Source organism: Mycobacterium sp. 050128, from assembly GCF_036409155.1.
Taxonomy (GTDB): Bacteria; Actinomycetota; Actinomycetes; order Mycobacteriales; family Mycobacteriaceae; genus Mycobacterium.
On sequence record NZ_JAZGLW010000001.1, the window covers coordinates 759001 to 783854 of the forward strand.

Consider the following 24854-nt stretch of genomic DNA (forward strand, 5'->3'; position numbering starts at 1 on the left):
CAGGGCCAGTCGCTCCACCCGTTACTCAACAGCGCCGAGAACATCCAGCACACCATTGACTCCGATGTCGGGCTGGATTCCCGAGAGACCCGAGAGACCTGCGTTTCCGGACAGGCTTGTCGCACTCGACACACTGCTGAGTGATCCGAGAGCCGGCGCCGACGACGCACCGGCGGAGCCCGCGGAGCCCGCGGAGGCGACGCCGAGGCTGGGGTCGACACCCGTTACGGCGGTGCCGTCGGCGAGCACCGTGGTAACACCGGTCTGGCTGACGACGACGCCGTTGTCGATCGCCAAACCGCCTTGGACAGTGGTATTTCCGACCGCGAGGGTGACGTCGTGGGGGACGGCGAGGGCACTGGCCTTGAGAGCCATTGCACTTTTAGGGGCGACCGCGAGGTGGGCATGCGTGCCTACGGCGAGGCTGCTCTTGAGGGCGCTCAGGTTGCCCACGACGTCGAGGCTTCCCTGCGGGGCAATGGTGACGCTGCTGTAGCTCAGGTCAACGGAGGCGCCGGGGCCAGTGCCGAATGACAGCCCGCCACCGACCGAGAAGTGCGCCGAATCCCCGACGGAGACGGCGGAGCCGGGGCCGACAGTGAACGAGCTGGAGGCCATCGTGCCGTCGGGGGCGACGGAGCCGACGCTCACCGACCCCGAGGTGACGGAGACGCCGCCACCGTGGGCAACGGTGACCGAGCTGCCGGGGCCGACGGAGATGGAGCCTGAGCCCACGGAGACGGAGCCGGGGGCTGCCGTGGTGGCGGTGGAGCCCGACACGGTGGCGTCCGAGCCGACGCTGAGGGAGCCGCCGGACGCGACCTGGACGGAGCCGGAGCCGACGGAGACGGAGCCGGATCCGATGGTGACGGAGCCCGGGCCGGTGCCGACCGTGACTGGGCCAGAACCGGTGACTGAGCTGGAGGCGAGCAAGGCGGAGCTGTTGGGGCCGGCGGTACCGACGGTCAATGAGCCACCTTGGCCGATGCTGAGAGCGCCCACTGAACTCCCCTGGCCGACGGTGACGGAGCTGGCCTGACCGATGGTGAGGGCGCTGCTCTGGCCGAGGGTGACGGAGCTGGCCTGGCCGATCGCCAGTGAGCCGCCTTGGCCGATGCTCAGCGTGCTGCCGGGGCTGAGGGCGAGGCTGGCGCCGGGGCCGAGGCTGACGGTGCCGCCGGTGGGAACGGTTGCAGTGATAGTGGTGCCACTGGCATTGACGACTTGGATGTTGGCGCTGACCGCCGAACTGAGAACCTTGCTGAGCTCCGCTTGGGTTTCAGCGGCGGTGGCGTTGCCGGCGGCCTGAGCCGTCGCGTCGGCCTGGTCGGCCGCCCCGGCCGGATTGGTGGTTTGCGGCGGCTCGTCGAACGGCTTCAGCGTGCTCAGGGGCTCAGCAGCGCTGGCGTAGCTGTACATCGCGGTGGCGTCCTGAACCCACATCTCCGTGTACTGGGCTTCGCAGGCCGCGATCGCCGGGGTGTTCTGCCCCAAGAAATTGGTCGCCACCAACACCATCAACTGCAGCCGGTTGGCCGCGACGAGCTGCGGGGGCACCGTCATCGCGAACGCCTCGTCGTAGACCGCCGCCGCTGCGTAGGCCTGCGCTGCGGTTTCCCCGGCCTGAGCGGCGGCGGTAGACAACCAGTCCACGTAGGCCGTGGCCGCGTCGCTCATCATCGTCGACGACGGGCCCAACCACGTCTGGCCGGTCAGCGCCGAGACCTGCGACGCGCAGCCGCTCGCGGTCGACTCGAGCTCGACGGCCACCGCGTCCCAGCCCGCCGCGGCCGCCAGCATCGGTCCCGACCCGGGGCCGCTGTACATGAGACCGGAATTGACCTCGGGCGGCATCAACGCAAAGTCCATGGCTTTCCTCTTTTCGAGTTAAGCGCGGCGATTTTCGACACGAGTACATTAACGCGGCACACGTGAACGCCCAGTGAAAGCATGCTTAAGCTCGGCGGTAACCATGGGGTAGAACCGTGAAATGCTTGGCGGCACTGTCGTTTCGGGAACGATCGCCAGCGGTCCGCAGCGAGTTTGTCGCCGTGTTACGCATTTTTAAGTTACATTTCTTTTGGCTTATTTCTGGTGCCGCGCCGTTGATATTCCCGTTACCAAAAGCTAAACAGCGAGCTTCGATCTCTCGGCGGCATTCAGGTCCGCGCAGCCTCGGGAAATCAACGCCGCGGGGGTCCGGGCACGGCACTGCCGCAGTGCAGAGCCGACTCCAGCAAGCTCGGCCGCCATGGCAACCAACAGCGTGCGGTCACCCCTGTGCCACAACATGTTTGGGATCGGTGCTATACGACGACTGGCACTCGAAGCAATTCGAAATCGTTGAGCGGCAACGTAGTTGCGTCACCACTGACCGACACGACGCGGGGTCCCGCCGTCGCTACCTGAAGCCATACAGCAGGCGAACGCCCAGCCTTCGAGCGTGTCGCCCACGAGATCCTGTGTTAGGAAAGGTGTGTGCCGGTTCCCGACTTCATCGTTGAGTTGCGTCGCGCGATTGGCCATGCGCCCTTGTGGTTGCCCGGTGTTACCGCCGTCACCATTCATGACCACAAAGTTCTGTTGGTGAAGCGATCGGATAACGGCGCCTGGACAGCGGTGACGGGAATCGTGGAACCGGGCGAAAATCCAGCGGATTGCGCCGTGCGTGAAGTACTCGAAGAAGCCGGGGTTCGTGTGCAGGCTGTCAGACTCGCCTGGGTCCATGTAGGCCAGCCGACGGTGCACGCCAACGGCGATCACGCGCAGTACCTGGATCACGTATTTCGAATGAAGTGGCTGTCCGGGGAGCCGTATGCGGCCGACGACGAGAGTACCGAGGCGAGGTGGTTCGATCTCGACGAGCTTCCGCCGATGACAGCGAACATGCGTCGGCGCATCGAGGCAGGCGCGGCCGACGAGGAGCGGACCGTATTCGACTCCAGCAGGTTCTAGGGCCCAGCGCGCATCCTGGGCGACGAGCGTGCGGCCTCTGCGGAAAATCGCCCGAATTCCCGCCCTCAGTGCACACTCAACGAAAAGGGCTGAGCGACAACGAAAGGCGGGCCCACGAGAGCCTGCTGCGAACGCCTAGCCTTCGAGCTTGTAGCCCAGCCCGCGCACCGTCACCAGGTGCACCGGGTTGGCGGGGTCGGCTTCGATCTTGGACCGCAACCGCTTGACGTGGACGTCGAGCGTCTTGGTGTCGCCGACGTAGTCCGCGCCCCACACCCGATCGATCAACTGTCCACGGGTCAGCACCCGACCGCTGTTGCGCATCAGGTACTCGAGCAGGTCAAACTCCTTGAGCGGCAACGTGATTGTGTCACCGTTGACCGAAACGACGTGCCGCTCGACGTCCATCCGGACCGGACCGGACTCCAATACGCCGTCGCTGATCTCGGAGTCATCGTCGCCGCCCCGGCGCAGCACCGCCCGGATCCGGGCAATCAACTCACGCGCCGAATAGGGCTTGGTGACATAGTCGTCGGCGCCGAGCTCCAGGCCGACCACCTTGTCGATCTCGCTGTCCCGGGCCGTCACCATGATCACCGGCACGCTGGAGCGAGCGCGCAGCTGCTTGCACACGTCGGTGCCCGACATGCCCGGCAACATCAGATCAAGCAGCACGATGTCCGCGCCGGCACGGTCGAACTCGGACAGCGCCGCTGACCCATCGGTCACCACGGTGGCTTCGAAGCCCTCCTTGCGAAGCAGGAAGGCCAGTGGATCGGCAAGCGACTCCTCGTCCTCCACGATCAGCACACTGGTCATCGACTTAGTTCTTCCTCTCGTTGGGATCTGTTGGGTCGCGCTTCGCGAGCCCGGGGTTGCTCGGTTTCCTCGTCGCTATCGGCGTCCTGATAGGCCGGGATGGACAACGTGAACGTCGACCCGGTTCCCGGCTTGCTCCACACACCGATGCTGCCGTCGTGATTGGCCGCAACGTGTTTGACGATCGCCAGCCCCAGCCCACTACCGCCGGTGGCTCGCGAACGCGCCTTGTCCCCCCGGAAAAACCGCTCGAAGACCCGCTCCTGGTCTTCTAGCGCAATCCCGATCCCGCGGTCGGTAACCGCGATTTCGATGTTGTCGCCACGACGGCGACGGCTGATCGACACCGGTGAGCCCGGCGGCGAGTAGGCGATCGCATTGGAGACCAGATTGGCCAATGCGGTCACCAGCAGCGTTTGATCCCCCAGCACCCGCAAACCGGTGGGCGAGTCGGTGCGAACCTCGATCTTGGCATTGTCCGCAGCCACCTTGTGACGTGAAATCGCTTCGGCCACAACGGTATCGACCTCGACAGCGACGACGTTCGGCAATCGCTCGGCGCCCTGCAGCCGGGAGAGCTCGATGAGCTCGGCGACCATGTCGCCCAACCGGTTGGCCTCGATCAGCACCTTCTCGGCGAACCGGCGCACGGTTTCGGAGTCGTCCGCCGACGCCAGCAGGGCTTCGGCCAGCAGCGCCATGGCACCGACCGGGGTCTTGAGCTCGTGGCTGACGTTGGCCACGAAGTCGCGGCGGGTGGCCTCCATGCGCGCATGGTCGGACTGGTCGTGAACGAAGACCACGGCGAACCGGCGGTCTTCCTCACTGAGCAGCGTCGCCTGCCCGTGCACCGATATCCCGGACCGTCCGGCGGCCCCGCGCTTGCCGGGCTGTAGGTCGAATTCGACGACCTCGCCGCCCAGCGCCTGCTGCGCCGCCTGCCAGGCTTGGTCGTCGAGCTGCCGATCGCGTACCAGGCCCAGTTCCTTGGCCCGCTCGTTGAGGTAAACGACATCGCGATGCGAATCCACCACCGCGGCGCCCAGCGGCATCAGGGTGACGATTTGTTGCAGCATCTGCGCGACGGTGATGCCGGTCGACTCGGTGGCCACTCGCTGGCGCCGTCGCACCACGCGTGCGGACAACCGAGTGCCGGCCGCCACTCCGACGGCCAGCGCCAGCAAGGACAAGACCCCGGCCAGCAACAGCGCCGAGAACACAGTCACGAACAAAATCCTACAAATCTGGTGAACGCAGCCCTAGCGGAACGAGGCCAAAATCGGACAAGTCACAACTTGCGCTACAGGTGTTCGGCTGCAGTTCATGCGAAATTTGGCCTACGGGCCTTTGGCGCTCAAAAGCGGAGAAAAATGAGCCCGCGTCAATCTTACCGGGCACCCTGGCTGGCTACCGCCGCGGCGCCCGCGGCCGCTGCCTCCGGGTCCAGGTAGGTGCCGCCGGGCACCACCGGACGCAAATCAGCGTCCAGGTCGTAGCGAAGCGGAATGCCGGTCGGAATGTTCAGCTCGGAGATCTCGTCGTCGGAAATCTGGTCGAGGTGCTTGACCAGGGCGCGCAGCGAGTTGCCGTGGGCGACGATCAGCACCGTCTTGCCGAAGCGCAGATCCGGCACGATCACGTCGGTCCAGTACGGCAGGAAACGCACCACCACATCGGCCAGGCATTCGGTGAGCGGGCCGCCACCGATGTCGGCGTAGCGCGGGTCGGCATCCTGGCTGAACTCGCTACCCTTCTCGATCGGCGGCGGGGGGGTGTCGTAGCTGCGCCGCCAGGCCATGAACTGCTCGTCGCCGTAGCGGGCCTTGGTCTCGGCCTTGTCCAGGCCCTGCAGCGCCCCGTAGTGGCGTTCGTTGAGCCGCCAGCTGCGTCGCACCGGGAGCCACAGCCGGTCGGCGGCGTCCAACGCCAGGTGCGCCGTGGTGATCGCGCGGCGCAGCAGCGAGGTGTAAAGCACGTCGGGCAGCAGGCCGTGCTGGGTCAGCAGCTCGCCGCTGCGAACCGCTTCGGCCCGGCCCTTTTCGGTCAGTCCGACGTCGACCCATCCGGTAAACAGGTTTAGCGAGTTCCATTCGCTTTCGCCATGACGAAGCAGCACCAGCGTCGCAGTGTCACCCATGCCGGTCAGTCTCTCACGCACGGTGTGGCGCTCGCCTAACTAGTCAGAGCGGTCGTCATCGTCTTCCTCGTCGATCAGATGCGCGAACGCCTGCAGATTCTTCAACGATTCGCCGCGTGATACCCGCCAATCCCATTCCTTCTGAATCGACGTGCGAAACCCCAACTCCAGCAACGTATTAAAGTCCGAATCCACCGCTTCGAGCACCTGGCCGAGTACCCGGTCGATTTCGTCGGCGTCCACCGATGCCAGCGACATCCGGCCGACCAGGTAGATGTCGCCGACGTTGTCCAATGTGTAGGACACCCCGTAGAGCCGACGGTTGCGCTTGAGCAGGAACCGGTAGACGCCCTCGTGGTTCTCGTCGGGCTTGCGGCACACGAACGCCTCGACGCGCACCGAGTGTTCACCGATACTCAGGATGGTGTTGGTCTTGAGCCGGCGCTCGCCGGGCAACTCGACCACCAGACCCGCCGGCCCGCCATGTGCGCCTTCGTGTTTCGAGTACGTCAGCTCACTGGCGTCGAGCGCATGCTCAATCACCTGCTGCACCGCAGTGCTCATGCGCGCCACTCCTCCTCATCGCTACGTCCCCCTCGCCGGCGCGGCTCATGCGCCCACCCCCCCACGTCCCCCTCGCCGGCGCGGCTCATGCGCCCACCCCGCGGCGCGGCGTCCAACGACGCGGCTTACGCGCCGCCACCCGGTCGCGAACCCGGCGCTGCCGCGCGGCGCTGAAATCACCGATGGCCCGGCGATAGCTGGCCAGCAGCGCGTCGGTGGTGTTCTCCCACGAGAACGTCGCCGCGTGCGTGGCCGCGGCCCGGCTCATCGCCGCGCCCTGGGCCGTGCCGTCCAGGCGCAGCAGCTCGTCGAGCGCGTGGGCCCAGTCGTCGACGTCATGCCCGGGCACCAGCGCGCCGCTCACGCCGTCACGCACCGCAACCGGCAGCCCGCCGACCGCTGCCGCCACCACCGGCGTGCCGCACGCCTGCGCCTCGACGGCGACCAAGCCGAAGGACTCCGAATAACTGGGCACTGCAACAAGATTCGCGGCCTGGAACAGGGTCGCCAGGTTCGGCCGGGACTGCGGCGGCAGAAACGTCACCCGCTCGCCGATCCCGAGTTCGTCGGCCAGGCGAACCAGTCCGTCCGGGGTAGCCAGACCACTGCCCGACGGCCCGCCGGCCACCACGATGCGCACGCCCGGCAGTTTCGCCGCTGCCCGCAGCACGATGTCGGGTGCCTTCAGCGGCTGGATTCGCCCGACGAACGCGACGATCTGTTCGTCTAGCGCAAGGCCCAGCGCGACGCGCGCCGCCCGGCGTTCGCCCGGGTGGAACACCTCCAGATCGACGCCGGGATGGACCACGTCGATCCGCTCGGGGTCCGCGTGATGGATCGAAACCAATTGCCGCGCTTCGTCTTCGGTGTTGACGATCAGCCGGTCCGCCTCGTCGACGACCTGCTGCTCCCCCACCGTGCGCAGCGGGGGCTCGGGCGCGTCGCCGGCGGCCAGTGCGGCGTTCTTCACCGCGGCAAGCGTGTGCGCGGTGTGCACCAGCGGCACCGCCCAACGGTCGCGGGCCAGCCACCCGACCTGTCCGGACAGCCAGTAGTGCGAGTGCACGATGTCGTAGTAACCGGGCTCATGCGAGGCTTCGGCACGCAGCACCCCGGCCGCGAACGCACACAGCTGGGTAGGCAAGTCGTACTTGTCCAGGCCCTCGAACGGCCCGGCAACGACGTTGCGCACCAGCACTCCGGGCTCAACCTCGACGACCGGCGGATCGGCCGACGCGGTGGCCCGGGTGAAGATCTCCACCTCGATGCCCCGCCGCGCCAGATGCAACGCACTTTGCAGCACGTACACGTTCATCCCGCCGGCATCACCGGTACCCGGTTGAGCGAGGGGTGAGGTGTGCACTGCCAATAGCGCGACCCGGCGCGGATCGTTGCGCATGAGGACCTCGTCGTGCCGCACTCTTTCATCTTTACAGCACGGTCCGGCAGCCAGCCCAAGCCGTTCGCGTTAGGCGGAAGACTCGTCGACGACCTCCGGGATCCGGGAGCCGATCACCCCGGCACGGCGCATCGCACCCAGCGGGTCGGCGTAAAGCCCGCCCAGCGACACGATGCCCGCTCCGGCCTCTTGCACGCGGTTGCCGAAGGCGGTGACGCGGATATCCCGCGGCGTCAGCACCGAACGCTCGGCGAATGCCGCCTCCACCTGCTCCATCGCCTCGGGATACTCGGTGAATGCCTGGCCACCGACCACGAGTTCGTCGGGGTTGAGCAAGTCACGCAGCAGCGCAACCGCCTCACCCAGGACTCGGGCGCGCTCCGCGAGCAGATCCTTGGCCGGCTGGTTGCCGGCCCGGGCCAGGCGCACCAGATCGGTGATGCCCGTGGCGGGGCCGTTGGCGCGGCCAGCCGGCGCCGGGCGCAGGATGCGCAACCGGCGAGCCGCGGCAAGCACGGCCTCGTCGCTGACCGTGGACTCGAGCTGTCCGGTGCCGCCGAGCAGCTCGGAGTGCGCGGGCAGGCCCGCGATGGTGCCCGGACCGCTGGACGGGCAGTGCACCCGTCCGCCGATCACCAGCGCGTATCCCACGGTCTCGCGGGCGTAGACGTACAGGCTGGTCGGCGAACTCGGCGCGAACCGCCGCATGCCGAGCAGCAGCTCGGCGCCGGCCATCGCGTCGACGTGCGAAGCCACCGAAACCGGCAGGCTCAGCGCGTCGGCCAGCACCGGCCCGACCGGCGCTTGCCGCCAGCCCAGCCGCGGATGGTCCACATGGCCGGTGGCGCCGTCGACAGTGCCACCGATGGCGACCCCCACCCACAGCGGCCGCCGGCGATGCCAGCGCCTCAGGTAGCGGGTGGCGCTTTCGGCCAGCGCGGTCAGCGCGGCGGCCGGCGGGCTCAGCGGCGTCGGCGTTTCCACCGTGTCCAGCGTGCGGCCGAACAGGTCGGTCGCCACGATGCTGGTGGTCCGCGCACCGATGTGGATGCCCAGCGCCACGAACGGTTCGTGATTGATCTCCACCGGAACCCGTGGGCGTCCGATGGCTCCGGAGACGGCCAGGTCTGCGCGTTCCCGCAGCAGGCCCGCGTCGAGCAGGGCGATGACCTGCCGGTTCACCGTCGCGATGCTCAGCGAGGTGACCCCGGCGATGACGTCGCGGCCGACCGGGCCGCGCAGCCGGACCGCCCGGAACACCGAGGCCGCAGCGGAGTCGGAGATGTGCAGCGACGGCGGCAGAATCTGGCGGTGCAGCCGCAGGTGACCCTTACGGCTGGGCGAATGATGAGTATGAGTGAGAGAAGTCGAGCGCACGAGCGTCCTTTGTCCGAGTTCTGATGGCCGGTCTTGGCCACAACCTGTTTTTGGGTTCAGGCGCGGCAAAGTGCGCGGCAACAACACGCACATGCCGCGCAAAGACACGCGGCAGTGTTGTTGAACAGGGCGCTGTGGTGCACCTCAGGAATTTAGCACGTTTATTAGAGTTGGCTCAGTGAGTTCAAATAACGCGCATCAACGGGTTGCGGTAGTTACCGGTGCCAGTTCCGGAATCGGCGAAGCAACAGCCAAAACCCTTGCCGCCCTTGGGTTTCACGTCGTCGCAGTGGCGCGACGCGCGGACCGGATAAATGCCATCGCCAACGAGATAGACGGCACACCAATTGTGGCTGACGTCACAGACGACGCAGCCGTAGAGGCACTCGCCAGCAAATTGGGCCGGGTCGATGTACTGGTCAATAACGCCGGCGGCGCTCGCGGATTGGCACCCGTCGCCGACACCGACCTCGAGCACTGGCGCTGGATGTGGGAGACCAACGTCCTTGGCACGCTGCGGGTCACCCGCGCGCTGCTGCCCAAGCTGGTCGACTCCGGCGACGGCCTGATCGTCACCGTCACCTCGGTGGCCGCGCTCGAGGTGTACGACGGAGGCGCCGGCTACACCGCGGCCAAGCACGCCCAGGGCGCGCTGCACCGCACGCTGCGCGGCGAATTGCTGGGCAAGCCGGTGCGGCTCACCGAAATCGCCCCGGGCGCCGTGGAAACCGAGTTCTCACTGGTCCGATTCGACGGCGATCAGGAACGCGCGGAGTCGGTCTATGCCGGCATCACACCGCTGACGGCGACCGACGTGGCCGAGGTGATCGGGTTCGTGGCGTCACGCCCCTCCCACGTCGACCTGGACCTGATCGTGCTCAAGCCACGTGATCAGGCCAATACGATGCGGTTCAACCGCCGGGGCTAGGCGACCCCGAACTGGACGTAGTCGTCGTGGTCGTGGTCGTGGTGGGCGTGCCCGACAGACTCGGCGCGGTCGACGGCGTGACCGGCGCGGTGACGGGGATCTGACTGGCCGGCGGGTGCGCGTTGGGCGGCGGGAGGGCCGACATGGCCACCCAGGTGTCCCAATCCACGGCCCAGTCCCAGATGTCGCCGTCGGAGTAGGACAGCTGGATCGAGCTGCCGGTCACCTCGACCGGGTCGCCGTACATCGCGGTCGGGTAATACTCCGCGGCGTCCTCGTTCGACAGGTTGATGCAGCCATTGGTGACGTTCGTGTTGCCTTGTGCACCGGCGCTCATCGGGTTGGCGTGGATGAACTCGCCGTTGTTGGAGATTCGCACCGCCCAGCGTTCGTGCACATGGCTGTATCCCGCCGCGGGGTTGGACATGTAGAAGTCCGCGTACTTCTCGGTCACCACGTGGATGCCGTTGCGGGTGACGTTGCGCGCCTTGTCAGCCTCGCCGTAGCTGCACGGGAAGTCCATGATCACGCCGGCGTCGGTGACGACCTGGATGCGGTGCGACGACACCTCGGCCTTGACGACCTGCTTGCGGCCGATCTGGATCTTCAACGACATGTCCTGCAAGCCGTAGGCGCCGTCGCCGAACGGCAGCCCGTAGAACTTGGCATCGACGTTGACGGTGGTGCCCGCCGGGTAGTACTCGCGCGGGCGGTAATGGATGCGGGAGCCCTGCTGCTCGTCGGGCAGCCAGGCCCAGCTGCCTTCGACGGGCGGGTTGGTGGTGATGGTCAGCGCCCGCTCGACTGCAGCCTTGTCGCTGATCGGCGCGTCGAACTGGATGATGATCGGCGCGGCGACGCCGACGGTCTGGCCGTCGGCCAACTGGAAGCCGCCGTCAACCTTCTTGGTGGGCGCGACGGTGGTGATTTTGCCGGTGACGGCAACGGTCTTGCCGTCGTGGCCCACGACCGAACCGCTCCAGCTGTAGCTGCTGTCGTAGCCCAACGGCTCGGTGGTCGTGTAGACGGTGCGGTCGGCGTTGAACGCTCCGGCGACGACCTTGCCGGACGAATTCGTCAACGCCACCTTCTGGAACCAGCCGTCGCTGACCGCGACGCTGACCGGGGCGATGGGAACCACGTCGGCGGCGGTCCCGTGGTTGTCCAAGGCGGGCTGGTATTTCAGACTCGGCGCCGACTGCTCTTTGTTCTTCTGCGCTTGCTTAGCCGAGGGGCTGCCGCAGGCGGCCAGCACGCTCGGCGCGAACACACCCAGCCCAAGGGCTGCCAACGCCAACCGCCGATTAATCGGCGGTTGTTCGGGGGATGTGCTCACGACAATAAAAGATACCGGCAGTACCGACACCGCTTACGCCACGACGAGTCGCGAAAGCCTACAGCCACATCAAATCCACAGCTACAGGCGGCAGCCGAGCAGCACCGGTTCGGGTTCCAGTGTGATGCCAAACACGTCGCGGACCCCGTCCCGGATGGTCCGCGCCAGGGTCATCACGTCCGCCGTGGCGGCGTTGCCTCGATTGGTCAGAGCAAGCGCGTGCTTGGTGGACAACCGGCAGGGCGCGCCCGGGGTGTCGGGATAGCCCTTGCCGAAGCCCGCGTGCTCCACCAGCCAGCCGGCGGCCAGCTTGACGCCGCCGGGCGCGGGATAGTTGGGCACCGGCTCCTCGGTGCGGCCGGCCAGCGACTCGTAGACCTCCGGCGCGACGACCGGGTTGGTGAAGAACGAACCCACGCTCCAGGTGTCGTGGTTGGCCGCGTCGAGCACCATCCCCTTGCGGGCACGCAGGGCCAGCACCGCTTCGCGAACCGCGCGCGGATCCGCACGCTCACCGCTGGCCGCGTTCAGTGCCGCGGTGAGCTCGCCGTAGCGCAAGGGCGCGCTGCGGCCCGAATCGTCCAGTGCGAACTCCACTTCCAGCACGACCCCGGGAACGTGCGGACCGGCCCGCTTGAACATGCTGGTGCGATAGCCGAAGGCCAGCTCGTCGCCGGGTACCCAGCGCACCGCGCCGCTGCCGCGATCCAGCACCCGGACCCGGGTGATGGTGTCGGACACCTCCGCGCCGTAGGCGCCGACGTTTTGTACCGGGGTGGCTCCCGCCGATCCCGGTATGCCGGACAGGCACTCGAGCCCGCCCAGCCCGTGCTCGATCGCCGCGACCACCACGTCGTCCCACACCGCCCCGGCCTCGGCGCGCAGCAGCCGGCCGTCGACGGTGATCCCGCGGGTGGCCACGTGCACAGCGGTCAGGTCGGTCAGGTCGTCGGCTATCACCAGGTTGGAGCCGCCGGCGAACACCAGCACCGGACCGTCACTTGCGCCGTCCAACTCGGCCAGCACGGCGACAACCTGTTCGCTGCTGGTGCAGGTGATCAGGCGTTGCGCGACGGGTCCGACGCGCAACGTGGTCAACGGCGCCAGCGGCACCGCCTCGGCGACGCGCGCACCAGCGAACAGCGATCCGGTCACGGCCCGTAACGGTAGCCTGACCTGCTATGCCCCGCTCATTCGACTTGTCCGCCGATTATCAGGGCAGCGTCGAAGAACTGCACCGGGCGTTCGCTGAGCCCGACTACTGGCGGGCCAGGCTGGCCGACATTCCGGTCGACGAGGCGCGGCTGGAGTCGATCCGCGTGGGTGGGGAAGCCGGCGACGACGGCACCATTGAAGTGGTGACGCTGCAGGAAGTGCACAGCCACAACCTGCCCGCGATGGTCACCCAGCTGCACCGGGGCGATCTGTTCTTCAGACGCGAAGAGACATGGGGACCGGTCACCGATGGCATCGCCACCGCGTCCATCAAGGGCTCGATCGTGGATACCCCGGTGAATGTTCTGGGCACCGCCGAGCTGTCGCCCATTGACCGCGGCGGCGCCCGCCTGACGTTCCGGGTCAGCATCCACGTCCGGATTCCCCTGATCGGCGGCAAGGTGGAGAACATCATCGGCACGCATCTGGCCGATCTGGTGAGCAGAGAGCAGCGCTTCACCACCGCGTGGATCACCAACAACGCGTGATTCGCTTCTAAGCTGGCGGCCATGCGAATCGCGTTGGCGCAAATGCTCAGTGGCAGCGATCCGGCGGCCAATCTGCGGCAGGTGCGCGACTACACCGCCCGGGCCGCCGACGCCGGCGCGACGCTGGTGGTGTTTCCCGAAGCGACCATGTGCCGGTTCGGCGTCCCACTGGCACCGATCGCCGAACCCGTCGACGGGCCGTGGGCCGACGGGGTCCGGCAGATCGCGGCCGACTCCGCCGTCACGGTGATCGCCGGCATGTTCACCCCGGCCGGCGACGGCCGCGTGACGAACACACTGATCACGGCCGGGCCGGGCACACCGAATCAGCCGGACGCCCACTACGACAAGATCCATCTCTACGACGCGTTCGGCTTTACCGAGTCGCGCACCGTCGCCGCGGGCCGGGAACCGGTGGTGATCACCGTCGACGGTGTCGGGGTGGGGTTGACCGTTTGCTACGACATCCGCTTTCCCGAGCTCTACACCGAGCTGGCCCGGCGGGGCGCCCAGCTCATCGCGGTGTGCGCGTCCTGGGGTTCGGGTCCCGGAAAGCTCGAACAGTGGACCTTGTTGGCCCGCGCCCGCGCACTGGATTCGATGAGCTACGTCGCCGCAGCCGGTCAAGCCGATCCCGCTGACACACTGGCGGGCTCGGGGTCTTCCGCGGGCGCGCCGACCGGCGTCGGCGGCAGTCTGGTCGCTTCGCCGCTGGGCGAGGTGGTCGCGTCGGCCGGCCCCGACCCACAACTGGTGCTGGCCGACATCGACGCCACCCTGGTCGCGAAGGCCCGCGACAGCATCGCCGTGCTGCGCAACCAGTCCGACTTTGCTCGTTGCGATAGGGCAGAATCGGTTGGGTGACGAACCCACCAGGACCACCGCACGAGGGCCCGTCATCGTGGGCTCCCAGCGAGGATCACGGTCCGTTCGGCCCGACCACCGCTCCGACCGAGCAGCACTACCCGGCGGGAGCGGACACCCAGCAGGCCAGCTATGCACCGCCACCCCTGCCGCCGCTCAGTCCCACCGAACGGGTTACCCGGCCTAGCGAACAGCCCGAGCCGCCGACGAAGAAGAGATTTCGCGACCCGCTGTCCATAGTTCTGATCTGTGTCATCGTGGTGTCGCTGGTGGTCGCGGGGCTGATCGGCGGCGAGCTCTACGCCCGCCACGTGGCCGACACCAAGGTCGCCGAGGCGGTGGCCTGCGAGGTCCAGGATCAGGCCACGGCATCGTTCGGAGTCGCGCCGTTGCTGCTGTGGCAACTCGCGACGCAGCACTTCACCAACATCTCGGTGTCGACGGCCGGCAACCAGATCCGCGATGCCAAGGGTATGAAGATCGACATCGTCATCAAAGACGTCAAGCTGGACCGGACGTCGTCGTCCAAGGGCACCATCGGATCACTCGACGCGACCATCACTTGGACCAGTGACGGCATCAAGGATTCGGTGCAGAACGCGATCCCGGTGCTGGGCCCGTTTGTCACGAACAGCGTGACCACCCATCCCGCCGACGGCACCATCGAACTGAAGGGAATGCTGGACAACATCACGACCAAGCCCGTGGTGTCCGGCAAGGGGATTCAGCTGCAGATTCAGAGCTTCAACGCGTTGGGCTTCACGCTGCCCCGCGAAAGCGTCCAGTCCACGCTCGATGCGTACACCGCGAAACTGACCGCCGACTACCCGCTGGGTATTCACGCCGACAGCGTGCAAGTGACGCCGACGGGCGTGACGAGCCACTTCTCGACCCAGAACGCCACGATTCCGGCCGGCGAAAACAACGATTCCTGCTTCGCCAACATTTAGGGCTTCCGCCGCGCACCCAGGGCTTTCGCTGCGCGCCCAGGGCATTAAGTGAGCGCACAGGGCGTTAAGTGAGCGCCCAGGGCGTTAAGTGAGCGCACAGGGTGGGATTTGTGCGGCTTTACCGCCCTGGACGCACACTCGAAGGCCGCGGCTGGGCGCCGGGATTTAGCCGAGTCCGTCGAGTACTGCCCGCGTCCCGGATAAGCCGAGCCTGGTCGCCCCGGCGTCCACCATCGCGATCGCGTCGGCGGCGGTGCGAATACCGCCGCTGGCCTTGACCCCGAGGCGACCGCCGACGGCCTCGGCCATCAGCGCGACGGCCCGCACCGACGCCCCACCGGCGGGATGAAACCCGGTCGAGGTTTTGACGAAGTCCGCGCCGGCCTCTTCGGCTGCCCGGCACACGTCGGTCAGCGTGCGTCCGTCCGAATCACCCAGCAGCACAGCCGATTCCACGATCACCTTGAGGACGGCATCGGGCACTGCGGCGCGCACCGCCGCGATGTCGGAGCGCACCGCGGCCAGCTGGCCGGCCAGTGCGGCGCCAACGTCGATGACCATGTCAACTTCGCTCGCCCCGGCTGCCACCGCCTGGGCGGCCTCCTCGGCCTTGATCGCGCTGACGTGCTTGCCGGACGGAAAGCCGGCCACCGTCGCGACCCGGACCCCACCGGCCGCGGCGGCGACGGGAACCATCGACGGGGAGACGCAGACCGCGTAGACGGCCAGGTCTGCGGCCTCGGCCAGCAGCGCGACCACGTCGGCGTCGGTGGCCTCGGGTTTGAGCAGGGTGTGGTCGACGAGTGCCGCGAGCTGTTCTCGACGAAGTGTCATCAGAACGGTTCCTCCGGGCCGCCCGGATTGCAGCCGGACGCGACCATCTCGGCGTCGTCGACGACGGGCCGCCATGGTTCGAGGTTCCAGCTCGTCTTGCCGGGTTGCGCCATTTCGGCGAATTGCCAATGGCAGATGAATTGCGCACGCATGCCGGGGGTATCGGCGTTCGGTGCCATCGCCAACACCTCGGCCCACGCCTCGTCGGCCGCACCCGCGGTGTTGGGCTGCCGGGAGGCCAGCCGCCCCGACGGCGTCGGGAAGACCCGCAAGCTGGCCAGCCGTCCCCACTGCGCCCACGCGGTGTGGTCGACAAACGGCGGGGCGGGATTGACCTCACCGGTGCCGGGATCGGCCGACGCGGTGCCCACAACGGGCACAGCGGGCACCCAGCCCAGCAGCGCGACGACCGCGGCCAGCACGGCCCTCATCGCGTCAGCGCGACTTGCCTTGGATTTCCAGAAGTTTGGGCCGCACGTCGACCAGATACACACCCGCCGCGCAGGCCGAGATCGCCATGCCGAGCACGCCGAAAACGAAGCTGAGGATGGATGTCAACGCAACGGCCAGGCCCAGGATCACCAGCCACACCGGCTTGGTCAGCTTGTCCGCAGCGGTGTACGCGTCGGGTCGCTGCATCGCCGCATGAATGAATGCGTAGACCGACATCACCAGGACGCCGATCTGCAAGACCAACATGACGGTGCCCACAGCATGATTCACGACTCAAGGGTATGCGGGCAGCGTCGTAAACGTCGAATCCGAGTTGCCCCGAAGGGCAACTCGGAATCCGATCTACTTCTGGGTGACCTTCTTGGCCGGGGCCTTCTTGGCCGGAGCCTTCTTGGCCGCGGCCTTCTTGGCGGGAGCCTTCTTGGCCGGAGCCTTCTTGGCCACTGCCTTGCCGGCCGACTCGGCCTTCTTGGGGAGCTCGATGCCGACCAGCTTGGCGGCACGCTCGCCGACCGCGCGGGTCTGCGTCGCCACCGTGCCCAGTGCTTCCTGGGTCAGCTCGACGGCCTGGTCAACGTAGCCCTCGGCGCGCGCCGTGGTCTCCTCGAACGGCCGCTGGCTGCGCAGCCGCTGCAGCGCGGCCTCACCCCGGTCAACCAGCTCGTTGTAGCGGTTGGTCGCGGCGTCCAGGTAGCCCTCGGCAGCCTTACGCAGTTCCTCGGGGGTGAAGCGCTCACGCAGCTCGGTGAACTGGTCGGGCAGGTCTTCCTGCAGCTTGGCGATGCGAGCACGGCTCTCCTCGACCCGGCTGCGGGTGTCGGTGCGGGTGTCCTCGGCGCGGTCACGCAGGTTGCCGATGAGCTCGTTCACGGTGGCCAGGGCCAGGTCTGCTGCGCCCAGGGCCGCCAGCAACGGTGCCCGTAATTCTTCGATGTTCGAGTTGTCAGCCATGGTGTTTCCTTTCATGGTCGGTTGTCGTTCTCAGGGTTGCTGAAGTGTTCGGTATGGAAGTCGAGGCAAGCGTCGGCTCCTCGTGCGAGGAGTAATCAAGACCCGCGGATTGACATGGCACGCGGCTTGCCGGGAAACCTCCTGGTTGGTCGGGTCGGGTTGACGATCGAGTGGGTGTGGGCGCAGCGTCGCGCCTGGGAATCAGTGGGAATCGGTGCATCCTTCCCTTCTGGGTAACCCGGCGGCCGTTGGGATATACGTCACCAACTCGTGCTCAGGCGTTTCGCAGCTGAGTCGGCCCGGCCGGGCTACCTCACTCGTGGTTGTCGGATTCGGGCGAACACTCCTCATGGATCGATTCGTTTTGCAGGGCAAATGAGGTATAGATCTCGAGCAGAATCTGCTTCTGACGCTCGGTGATCGCCGTGTCGGTGATGATCGCGTCACGCACTTGGCTCTTATCGCTCGGCTCGAGGATCCCGGCCCGCACGTAGAGGACCTCGGCGGAAACCCGCAGTGCTTTCGCGATCTGGCTCAGAACGTCGGCAGAAGGTTTGCGCAGTCCGCGCTCAACCTGGCTCAGATAGGGATTGCTGACACCAGCCAGCTCGGCAAGTTGTCGCACCGACACCTGGGCGAGTTCACGCTGGCTGCGGATGAAGCCGCCGATGTCGGAAGCCGCTGTCGACACCTTGGCGGAGAGCGTCTCCTCCGGTGGCATTGCGTGCTCCTAGGGTGCGATGGCTGGTACGACAGAGCGTACGACCATGTGCTTGCATTTGCAAGCAGTAGTTAGCACCCCTAGAAGAACAGCTGCGCGACGGTGTAGATCACCAGCCCGGCCAGTGATCCGACCACGGTGCCGTTGATCCGAATGAACTGCAGGTCACGGCCCACGTGCAGTTCGATCCGCCGGCTCGCCTCTTCGGCATCCCAGCGCTCGATCGTGTCGGTGATGATCGCGGTGATCTCGACCCCGTACTGCGAGACCAGATGCTGAGCCGCCCGCACGATCCAGCCGTCCACCTTGTCGCGCAGCTCGACGTCGTCGCGCAGCGACTCCCCGATGCGAACGACGCTGTCCGCGATGCGGGTGCGTAACGCGCTGGAGGGATCGTCGACGCCCTCGAGCACCAACCGCTTCAGCGTCTTCCACGCCGTCGCGGCCGCGTTGGCGATCTCGTCGCGTGCCATCAGCTGGTCTTTGATCGCGTCGGCGCGCGCGATGGTGTCCGGGTCGTGTTGTAGATCGTCGGCGAATTCGAACAGGAAGCGGGTCGCCGAGCGGCGCAACTCGTGGTCTGGGTTGCGGCGCACCTTGTCGGTGAAGTCCATCAGCTCACGGTGGATGCGATCGCCGACGAGATGGTCGATGAACCGCGGCGACCAGGTCGGCGAATCACGCTCCACCACTCGCTGGATGATCTCGCCCGCGTTCAGCGACCACTGGAAGGCCCGGTCCGCGAGCAACTGAATCAGGGCTTCCTGCCGGTTCTCGGCGAGCAGCGTCGCCAGCACCCGGCCGACCGGCGGCCCCCACTGCGGTTCGGCGATTCGCCGCACGATCATCCGGTCGATCACCTGCTGGACGTCCTCGTCGCGCAGCAACTCGACGAGGACCCGCAGCACTGTCGCCGCCTCGCTGGCCACCCGCTCGGCATGCGCCCGCTCCGAGAGCCACTTGCCGAGCCGCCCCGGCACCTGGGCGTCGAGCAGCTTGGTCTCCACCACCTCGGGCGACAGGAAGTTTTCCCGCACAAAGGTGCCCAAGCCCTCGCCGAGCTGGTCCTTCTTCCGCTTGATGATCGCGGTGTGGGGGATCGGGATGCCCAACGGGTGCTTGAACAACGCGGTCACCGCAAACCAGTCCGCGAGGGCACCCACCATGCCGGCCTCGGCGGCCGCGCCGACGTAGCCGACCCAAGCGCCCACGCTGCCGTGCGCCTGCGCCCAGCGGCACGCCAGGAACACCACTGTGGCACCGACCAAGAAGCTCAGTGCCACCAATTTCATCCGGCGAAGCGCCACCCGCCGCTGCGCGTCCGCCTCGGGATCGGCTCCAGCGAACGACTCCGCGAGCGACGTAGGAGTCCGGCCCGCGGCGGCCGTGGGCGTGGTCGGCTCCGGCCGCGATGCGGCCGAACCCGATCCCTCGGCTCTATGTGACACCCCACCATCATGTATCGCTTGGGCGAGTTCGTGTTACGACACCGCCGGTAAAGCCCCTCACACACGGCGTCCGTGTCCGCCAAACAGACCCCCACGCCGTAGTATCGACAGCGTCTAGTGAATGGGAATCGTCGACAGTGACAGAGCAAATCCCGGCTGTAATAGTGAAGACCGACGGTCGCAAGCGGCGCTGGCATCAGCACAAGGTGGACCGCCGCAACGAGCTGGTCGATGGCACGATCGACGCAATCCGCCGACACGGCCGCTACCTCAGCATGGACGAGATCGCTGCCGAGATCGGGGTTTCCAAGACTGTTCTGTATCGCTACTTCGTCGACAAGAACGACCTCACGACGGCAGTGATGATGCGCTTCGCGCAGACAACCCTGATTCCGAACATGGCCGCCGCGCTGACATCCAATCTCGATGGCCTGGACCTGACCCGTGAGGTCATCCGCGTCTACGTCGACACCGTGGCGAACGAACCCGAGCCCTACCGGTTCGTGATGGCCAACAGCTCGGCCAGCAAGAGCAAAGTGATCGCCGACTCCGAGCGGATCATCGCCCGCATGATCGCGGTCTTGATGCGCCGGCGCATGCTGCAGGCCGGGATCGACACCGGCGGCGCGGAGCCGTGGTCCTATTTGATCGTCGGCGGTGTGCAGTTGGCCACACACTCGTGGATGTCGAATCCGCGGATGACAAGAGACGAACTCATCGACTACTTGACCATGCTCAGCTGGAACGCGCTGTGCGGAATTGTCGAAGTCGGCGGATCACTGGAGAAGTTCCGCGAGGAGCCGCATCCTTCGCCGATAGTGCCGCCGCGGGAGCCTTAAACCCCCTCTGGCTTGCGGCTCGTTTGTGAATTGCACCTGTCTCGTGTGACCCTATGTGACGGCCGCTCGCATGAACTAGCGCCGGTCAAACCGATAGCATGCACAGGGCATGCACCGGAGGCCGATGGGCATTCCCCAGTTCGTCGCCGCCCTCCGGGAGACAGAAAGGCTTCTTTCGTTATGGCCGCGCAGCTCACGCCGCATTTCGGGAACGTGCAGGCGCACTACGACCTGTCTGACGACTTCTTCCGGCTCTTTCTGGACCCGTCCCAGACCTACAGCTGCGCCTACTTCGAGCGTGACGACATGACCCTCGAAGAGGCCCAGCTCGCCAAGATCGACCTGTCACTGTCCAAGCTGGGCCTCGAGCCGGGGATGACATTGCTGGACATCGGCTGCGGTTGGGGCGCCACGCTGCGGCGCGCCATCGAAAAATACGACGTCAACGTCGTGGGCCTGACGTTGTCGGAGAACCAGGCCGAGCACGTTCAGAAGTCGTTCGACCAGCTCGACACGACGCGTACCCGCCGAGTGCTGCTGGAGGGCTGGGAGAAATTCGACGAGCCGGTCGACCGGATCGTGTCGATCGGCGCTTTCGAGCACTTCGGACGCGCCCGCTGGGCCCGCTTTTTCGAGATGGCCTACTCAGTGCTGCCGGACGACGGCGTGATGATGCTGCACACCATCGTGCGCCCCTCGTTCAAGGAAGCCCGGGCCAACGGCGTGCCGCTGACCCGCGAGGTCGTTCACTTCACCCAATTCATCCTGGCCGAGATTTTCCCCGGCGGCTGGCTGCCCACCCCGGCGTTGGTGGAAGAGCACGCTGCCGATGCCGGCTTTAATCTCACCCGAACCCAGTCCTTGCAGCTGCACTACGCGCGCACGCTGGACATGTGGGCGGCCGCGCTGGAAGCCAACAGGGATACGGCGATCGAGATCCAGTCGCAAAAGGTCTACGACCGCTACATGAAGTACCTGACCGGCTGCGCCGACCTGTTTCGTGAGGGCTACACCGACGTCGACCAGTTCACGCTGGAGAAGTAAACGAAAAGCGGGCCGGACATCGGTCCGGCCCGCCGCTTCTGCCGGGGTCTACTTCACGCAGGTGAATTGCCCCACGTTGCAGATGCCCTTGCGGAAGAAGTTCTCACAACCCGTCAAGTAGTGCATGTACCGGTCGTAGATCTCTTCGGACTGGATCTCGATCGCCTTGTCCTTGTTGGCCTCGAGGTTGGCGGCCCACATGTTCAGCGTCCGGGCATAATGCGGCTGCAGCAATTGCACCTTTTCGACCGAGAATCCGGCGTCGGGCGCGAGCTTCAACAGGTCCTCCACCGCCGGCAGCTGTCCGCCCGGGAAAATCACGTCGCCAATAAACTTGGCGAATCGGATGTCGTTCATCGTCAATTTGACGCCGTTTTCATGCATCTGCTTCTGCGTGTAAGCCAGAATTGTGTGAAGCAACATCCGGCCGTCGTCGGGCAGAACGTTGTAGGCACGCTCGAAGAACGCGGGATAACGCTCCGACTTGAAGGCTTCGAACGCGCCGATGGTGACGATCCGGTCGACGCGGTCCTCGAATTCTTCCCAGCCCTGCAACCGTATCTCGACGGTGCGGTCGGTGGGGATCTTGGCCATCCGCTTCTTGCTGTACTCGAACTGGTTGCGGCTGAGCGTGATTCCGATGACGTTGACGTCGAACTTCTCGACGGCGCGCTGCAACGCTCCGCCCCAGCCGCAGCCGACGTCGAGCAACGTCATCCCGGGCTCGAGGTTCAGCTTGCCCAGCGCCAGATCGAACTTCGCGTTCTGTGCTTCTTCCAGCGTCATGTCGTCACGCTCGAAGTAAGCGCAGGTGTAGCCCATCGTCGGGTCTAGGAACAATGCGAAAAACTCATCCGACACGTCGTAGATGGATTGCGACTCTTCGTAATACGGCCTGAGTTGCGTCATGGGAAAATAGATACCTCTCGCGTTGGTGACCGCGGAAATGATACCTGACGCGGGCTTATGGCTCTGACGACGGCAATGCGACGTGCGGGGAAAACTTCGCCTTTCGGCTCAGTAGGTGTAGAAACCCTGACCCGATTTCTTGCCCAACATACCCGCCTCCACCATGCGGAGCAGCAGTGGCGGGGGCCCGTAGTGCGGCTCTTTGAATTCCTCGAACATCTTGTCGGCGATCAGTTTGAGTGTGTCCAAGCCAACAAGATCCGATAGCCGCAGCGGACCCATCGGGTGCGAGAGGCCGGCGACGACCGCCTTGTCCACATCCTCGACAGTGGCGAATCCCGCCTCGACCATCCGGACGGCCGACAGCAGGTAGGGCACCAACAAGGCGTTCACCACGAAGCCGGACCGATCGGAACAGCGCACCACCTGCTTGCCCAGCACCGAGCCGGCGAACTCCTCGGTGCGCGCGGCGGCGGCTTCGTCGGTGACCAGCGTGCTGACCAGTTCGACGAGCGGCAGCACCGGCACCGGGTTGAAGAAGTGCAAGCCGAGCACCCGCTGCGGGTTCTTGGTGGCGGCCGCGATCTTCATGATCGGAATGCTCGAGGTGTTCGACGCCAGCACCGCGTCGGGATCGGTGATCACTTCGTCGAGTTTCGCGAAAACCTCGGCCTTGACGGCGTCGTCCTCGATGATCGCCTCGATGACCAGCTGGCGGTCGGCGAGGTCCGTCAGGTCGGTGGTGAAGGTGAGCTGGCTCAGGGCGCGGTCACGTTCGCGCTCGGTCACCTTGCCGGCGCTGACGCCACGCTCCAGCGATTTCACGATGCGGTTTCGGCCAGCGGTGATCAGCGCCTCGGTGGTCTCGTACACCGTGACCGCGACGCCGGCGCGGACCGAGACCTCGGCGATTCCAGACCCCATCTGGCCGGCCCCGACAACCCCAACCCGCTGAATTCCTTTGTCGCTCACTGCGTTTCTCCAGTCGTATGTTTTAAACGCGATAGGCCCCGCCCGGGATCGCCGGGCGGGGCCTACGCTACTTCATCGGCAGACAGCCACAGCATCGCCCCGAATGGGCTTTAGACGTGCGATGCTGCGGCTGGTCAACGTCCGATCAGTGGAACTGTCCCTCTTCAGTCGAGCCGGTCAGCGCGGTGGTCGACGAGGTCGGGTCCACCGTGGTGGCGATGCGGTCGAAGTAACCGGCACCGACCTCGCGCTGGTGCTTGGTTGCGGTGTAGCCGCGCTCCTCGGCGGCGAACTCGCGCTCCTGCAGCTCGACGTAGGCGCTCATCTGGTTGCGGGCGTAGCCGTAGGCCAGATCGAACATCGAGTAGTTCAGCGCGTGGAAGCCGGCCAGCGTGATGAACTGGAACTTGAATCCCATTGCGCCAAGCTCCTTTTGGAACTTCGCGATGGTGGAGTCGTCCAGGTGCTTGCGCCAGTTGAACGACGGCGAGCAGTTGTAGGCCAGCATCTGGTCGGGGAATTCGGACTTGACGCCCTCGGCGAACTTGGCCGCGAGCTCGAGGTCCGGGGTCCCGGTCTCCATCCAGATCAGGTCCGAGTACGGCGCGTAGGCCTTGGCCCGCGCGATGCACGGCTCGAGGCCGTTGCGGACGCGGTAGAAGCCTTCCTTGGTCCGCTCACCGGTGATGAACGGCTGGTCGCGCTCGTCGACGTCCGAGGTGATCAGGGTGGCCGCCTCGGCGTCGGTACGGGCAATCACGACCGTCGGCACACCGGCGACGTCGGCGGCCAGACGCGCCGAGGTCAGGGTGCGGATGTGCTGCTGAGTCGGGATCAGCACCTTGCCACCGAGGTGGCCGCACTTCTTCTCCGAAGCGAGCTGATCTTCCCAGTGCGACCCCGCGACGCCTGCGGCGATCATCGCCTTCTGGAGCTCGTACACGTTGAGCGCGCCACCGAAACCGGCCTCGCCGTCGGCGACGATCGGCGCCAGCCAGTTCTCCACCGACCGGTCACCTTCGACCTTGGCGATCTCGTCGGCGCGCAGCAGCGCGTTGTTGATGCGACGGATGACCTGCGGCACGGAGTTGGCCGGGTACAGGCTCTGGTCGGGGTAGGTGTGGCCGGACAGGTTCGCGTCCCCGGCAACCTGCCAACCGGACAGGTAGATGGCCTTTAGGCCGGCGCGCACCTGCTGCACGGCCATGTTGCCGGTCAGGGCGCCCAGAGCGTTGATGTACTCCAGGTCGTGCAGCTGCTCCCACAGCACCTCGGCGCCGCGGCGGGCCAGGGTGTGCTCCTCGACGACGCTGCCCTGCAGGGCCACGACATCGGAAGCGGTGTAGGTGCGGCTGGTGTCCTTCCAACGGGGGTTGGTGTCCCAGTCGTGCTGGATCTGCTCGGCGCTCTTCGGGGTGCCAACGACAGACATTGGGCTTACTCCTTTGATTCTGAATTCTGAGCCGCATCGCGCGTCTTGCGATGATTGAGGCTCAACTTCGCTCGTGTGCTGACACGACCATGGCACAGGGTGTTGATGCTGGTCCACCCATTTCCATTGCCAATTTAGGCCACGGCTCCGCGTCGATTTTGCAAAGTTTGCGAAGATGTACAGCAACTGAACCGTTTCAGAAGCTACCCGTCAGTAACC

At 66.2% G+C, this 24854-nt stretch carries 25 protein-coding genes; 7 read left to right on the top strand and 18 right to left on the bottom strand.

From position 1 onward, the window contains the following. Positions 1-21 precede the first annotated feature (21 nt). A complete protein-coding gene (locus SKC41_RS03690) occupies positions 22-1869 on the bottom strand; it encodes a PPE family protein (protein WP_330976369.1) in 1848 nt (615 codons plus the stop codon). Positions 1870-2478: 609 nt separating this feature from the next. On the opposite strand from SKC41_RS03690, the gene SKC41_RS03695 reads away from it, so the two are divergent. Continuing rightward, positions 2479-2955, top strand: a complete 477-nt coding sequence (locus SKC41_RS03695; RefSeq protein ID WP_330976370.1) for an NUDIX hydrolase — start codon at positions 2479-2481, stop codon at positions 2953-2955. A gap of 135 nt (positions 2956-3090) precedes the next feature. On the opposite strand, the gene regX is transcribed toward SKC41_RS03695, so the two are convergent. The 6 genes from regX to SKC41_RS03725 all read right to left on the bottom strand — a co-directional run bounded on the left by regX (position 3091) and on the right by SKC41_RS03725 (position 9251). After that, positions 3091-3774: a two-component sensory transduction protein RegX gene (gene regX / locus SKC41_RS03700; RefSeq protein WP_090599796.1), complete on the bottom strand. Its 684-nt coding sequence runs from the start codon at positions 3772-3774 to the stop codon at positions 3091-3093. Beyond that, the gene (locus SKC41_RS03705; RefSeq protein WP_330976371.1) at positions 3771-5000 is read right to left on the bottom strand and encodes a sensor histidine kinase; all 1230 of its coding nucleotides are present in this window, start codon (positions 4998-5000) and stop codon (positions 3771-3773) included. The genes regX and SKC41_RS03705 overlap by 4 nt, the downstream gene beginning before the upstream one ends. Before the next feature lie 161 nt (positions 5001-5161). After that, positions 5162-5911: a phosphoglyceromutase gene (locus SKC41_RS03710; RefSeq protein WP_330976372.1), complete on the bottom strand. Its 750-nt coding sequence runs from the start codon at positions 5909-5911 to the stop codon at positions 5162-5164. Between the two features lie 39 nt (positions 5912-5950). Then, positions 5951-6475, bottom strand: coding sequence for a YbjN domain-containing protein (locus SKC41_RS03715; RefSeq protein ID WP_330976373.1), 525 nt, complete (start codon positions 6473-6475; stop codon positions 5951-5953). Positions 6476-6560: 85 nt separating this feature from the next. Further along, positions 6561-7874 carry a D-inositol-3-phosphate glycosyltransferase gene (mshA, locus tag SKC41_RS03720; RefSeq protein WP_330976374.1) on the bottom strand — a complete coding sequence of 438 codons (1314 nt, stop codon included), beginning with the start codon at positions 7872-7874 and terminating at the stop codon, positions 6561-6563. Between the two features lie 69 nt (positions 7875-7943). Further along, positions 7944-9251, bottom strand: coding sequence for an ROK family transcriptional regulator (locus tag SKC41_RS03725; RefSeq protein WP_330976375.1), 1308 nt, complete (start codon positions 9249-9251; stop codon positions 7944-7946). A gap of 178 nt (positions 9252-9429) precedes the next feature. On the opposite strand from SKC41_RS03725, the gene SKC41_RS03730 reads away from it, so the two are divergent. Next, complete coding sequence (locus SKC41_RS03730) at positions 9430-10179, top strand: SDR family oxidoreductase (protein ID WP_330976376.1); 750 nt, start codon at positions 9430-9432, stop codon at positions 10177-10179. Here SKC41_RS03730 and SKC41_RS03735 read toward each other — a convergent pair. After that, positions 10163-11545 carry a L,D-transpeptidase gene (locus SKC41_RS03735; protein WP_330976377.1) on the bottom strand — a complete coding sequence of 461 codons (1383 nt, stop codon included), beginning with the start codon at positions 11543-11545 and terminating at the stop codon, positions 10163-10165. The genes SKC41_RS03730 and SKC41_RS03735 overlap by 17 nt on opposite strands. 51 nt (positions 11546-11596) lie before the next feature. Then, positions 11597-12670, bottom strand: coding sequence for a UDP-N-acetylmuramate dehydrogenase (locus SKC41_RS03740; protein ID WP_330976378.1), 1074 nt, complete (start codon positions 12668-12670; stop codon positions 11597-11599). Positions 12671-12696: 26 nt separating this feature from the next. Between SKC41_RS03740 and SKC41_RS03745 the strand changes: the two genes are divergently transcribed. From SKC41_RS03745 to SKC41_RS03755, 3 genes are read left to right on the top strand one after another with little or no spacing between them, the layout of a single operon-like run. Beyond that, positions 12697-13218 (top strand): DUF2505 domain-containing protein, encoded by a 522-nt coding sequence (locus SKC41_RS03745; protein WP_330976379.1) that lies wholly within the window; start codon positions 12697-12699, stop codon positions 13216-13218. Between the two features lie 21 nt (positions 13219-13239). Then, positions 13240-14082 (top strand): carbon-nitrogen hydrolase family protein, encoded by an 843-nt coding sequence (locus SKC41_RS03750; RefSeq protein WP_330976380.1) that lies wholly within the window; start codon positions 13240-13242, stop codon positions 14080-14082. After that, a complete protein-coding gene (locus SKC41_RS03755; RefSeq protein WP_330976381.1) occupies positions 14079-15032 on the top strand; it encodes an LmeA family phospholipid-binding protein in 954 nt (317 codons plus the stop codon). Before SKC41_RS03750 ends, SKC41_RS03755 begins: the two co-directional genes overlap by 4 nt. Positions 15033-15197: 165 nt before the next feature. Here the strand turns inward: SKC41_RS03755 and deoC are convergent, their stop codons facing one another. The 6 genes from deoC to SKC41_RS03785 all read right to left on the bottom strand — a co-directional run bounded on the left by deoC (position 15198) and on the right by SKC41_RS03785 (position 19439). Beyond that, positions 15198-15866: a deoxyribose-phosphate aldolase gene (gene deoC / locus SKC41_RS03760; protein WP_330976382.1), complete on the bottom strand. Its 669-nt coding sequence runs from the start codon at positions 15864-15866 to the stop codon at positions 15198-15200. Then, positions 15866-16297, bottom strand: coding sequence for a DUF2599 domain-containing protein (locus tag SKC41_RS03765; RefSeq protein WP_330976383.1), 432 nt, complete (start codon positions 16295-16297; stop codon positions 15866-15868). The genes deoC and SKC41_RS03765 overlap by 1 nt, the downstream gene beginning before the upstream one ends. A 4-nt stretch (positions 16298-16301) precedes the next feature. Next, positions 16302-16589: a DUF2516 family protein gene (locus SKC41_RS03770; RefSeq protein WP_207768449.1), complete on the bottom strand. Its 288-nt coding sequence runs from the start codon at positions 16587-16589 to the stop codon at positions 16302-16304. Positions 16590-16661: 72 nt separating this feature from the next. Then, positions 16662-17270, bottom strand: coding sequence for a heparin-binding hemagglutinin (locus SKC41_RS03775; protein ID WP_330976384.1), 609 nt, complete (start codon positions 17268-17270; stop codon positions 16662-16664). A 313-nt stretch (positions 17271-17583) separates the two neighbouring features. Continuing rightward, on the bottom strand, positions 17584-17991 hold the full coding sequence (locus tag SKC41_RS03780) for a helix-turn-helix domain-containing protein (protein ID WP_330976385.1): 408 nt from the start codon (positions 17989-17991) through the stop codon (positions 17584-17586). Between the two features lie 80 nt (positions 17992-18071). Beyond that, complete coding sequence (locus SKC41_RS03785; RefSeq protein ID WP_330976386.1) at positions 18072-19439, bottom strand: DUF445 domain-containing protein; 1368 nt, start codon at positions 19437-19439, stop codon at positions 18072-18074. A gap of 137 nt (positions 19440-19576) precedes the next feature. Here SKC41_RS03785 and SKC41_RS03790 point away from each other — a divergent pair, with 137 nt between their 5' ends. Both SKC41_RS03790 and pcaA read left to right on the top strand, forming a co-directional pair. Then, positions 19577-20278: a TetR/AcrR family transcriptional regulator gene (locus SKC41_RS03790; protein WP_090599733.1), complete on the top strand. Its 702-nt coding sequence runs from the start codon at positions 19577-19579 to the stop codon at positions 20276-20278. Between the two features lie 180 nt (positions 20279-20458). Then, positions 20459-21322, top strand: a complete 864-nt coding sequence (gene pcaA / locus SKC41_RS03795) for a cyclopropane mycolic acid synthase PcaA (protein ID WP_330976387.1) — start codon at positions 20459-20461, stop codon at positions 21320-21322. A 48-nt stretch (positions 21323-21370) separates the two neighbouring features. Here pcaA and SKC41_RS03800 read toward each other — a convergent pair whose 3' ends face one another. The 3 genes from SKC41_RS03800 to aceA all read right to left on the bottom strand — a co-directional run bounded on the left by SKC41_RS03800 (position 21371) and on the right by aceA (position 24635). After that, a complete protein-coding gene (locus SKC41_RS03800; RefSeq protein ID WP_330976388.1) occupies positions 21371-22231 on the bottom strand; it encodes a cyclopropane mycolic acid synthase family methyltransferase in 861 nt (286 codons plus the stop codon). Positions 22232-22339: 108 nt separating this feature from the next. Continuing rightward, on the bottom strand, positions 22340-23203 hold the full coding sequence (locus SKC41_RS03805; RefSeq protein ID WP_330976389.1) for a 3-hydroxybutyryl-CoA dehydrogenase: 864 nt from the start codon (positions 23201-23203) through the stop codon (positions 22340-22342). 145 nt (positions 23204-23348) lie between these two features. After that, positions 23349-24635 (bottom strand): isocitrate lyase, encoded by a 1287-nt coding sequence (gene aceA / locus SKC41_RS03810; protein WP_330976390.1) that lies wholly within the window; start codon positions 24633-24635, stop codon positions 23349-23351. Between the last annotated feature and the right edge of the window lie 219 nt (positions 24636-24854).

Coding starts and splice junctions, on each gene's coding strand:
- aceA (WP_330976390.1), bottom strand. CDS start 24,635: ATGTCTGTCGTTGGCACCCCGAAGAGCGCCGAGCAGATCCAGCACGAC.
- mshA (WP_330976374.1), bottom strand. CDS start 7,874: ATGCGCAACGATCCGCGCCGGGTCGCGCTATTGGCAGTGCACACCTCA.
- SKC41_RS03690 (WP_330976369.1), bottom strand. CDS start 1,869: ATGGACTTTGCGTTGATGCCGCCCGAGGTCAATTCCGGTCTCATGTAC.
- regX (WP_090599796.1), bottom strand. CDS start 3,774: ATGACCAGTGTGCTGATCGTGGAGGACGAGGAGTCGCTTGCCGATCCA.
- deoC (WP_330976382.1), bottom strand. CDS start 15,866: ATGACACTTCGTCGAGAACAGCTCGCGGCACTCGTCGACCACACCCTG.
- SKC41_RS03715 (WP_330976373.1), bottom strand. CDS start 6,475: ATGAGCACTGCGGTGCAGCAGGTGATTGAGCATGCGCTCGACGCCAGT.
- pcaA (WP_330976387.1), top strand. CDS start 20,459: ATGGCCGCGCAGCTCACGCCGCATTTCGGGAACGTGCAGGCGCACTAC.
- SKC41_RS03710 (WP_330976372.1), bottom strand. CDS start 5,911: ATGGGTGACACTGCGACGCTGGTGCTGCTTCGTCATGGCGAAAGCGAA.
- SKC41_RS03765 (WP_330976383.1), bottom strand. CDS start 16,297: ATGAGGGCCGTGCTGGCCGCGGTCGTCGCGCTGCTGGGCTGGGTGCCC.
- SKC41_RS03780 (WP_330976385.1), bottom strand. CDS start 17,991: ATGCCACCGGAGGAGACGCTCTCCGCCAAGGTGTCGACAGCGGCTTCC.
- SKC41_RS03800 (WP_330976388.1), bottom strand. CDS start 22,231: ATGACGCAACTCAGGCCGTATTACGAAGAGTCGCAATCCATCTACGAC.
- SKC41_RS03775 (WP_330976384.1), bottom strand. CDS start 17,270: ATGGCTGACAACTCGAACATCGAAGAATTACGGGCACCGTTGCTGGCG.
- SKC41_RS03750 (WP_330976380.1), top strand. CDS start 13,240: ATGCGAATCGCGTTGGCGCAAATGCTCAGTGGCAGCGATCCGGCGGCC.
- SKC41_RS03745 (WP_330976379.1), top strand. CDS start 12,697: ATGCCCCGCTCATTCGACTTGTCCGCCGATTATCAGGGCAGCGTCGAA.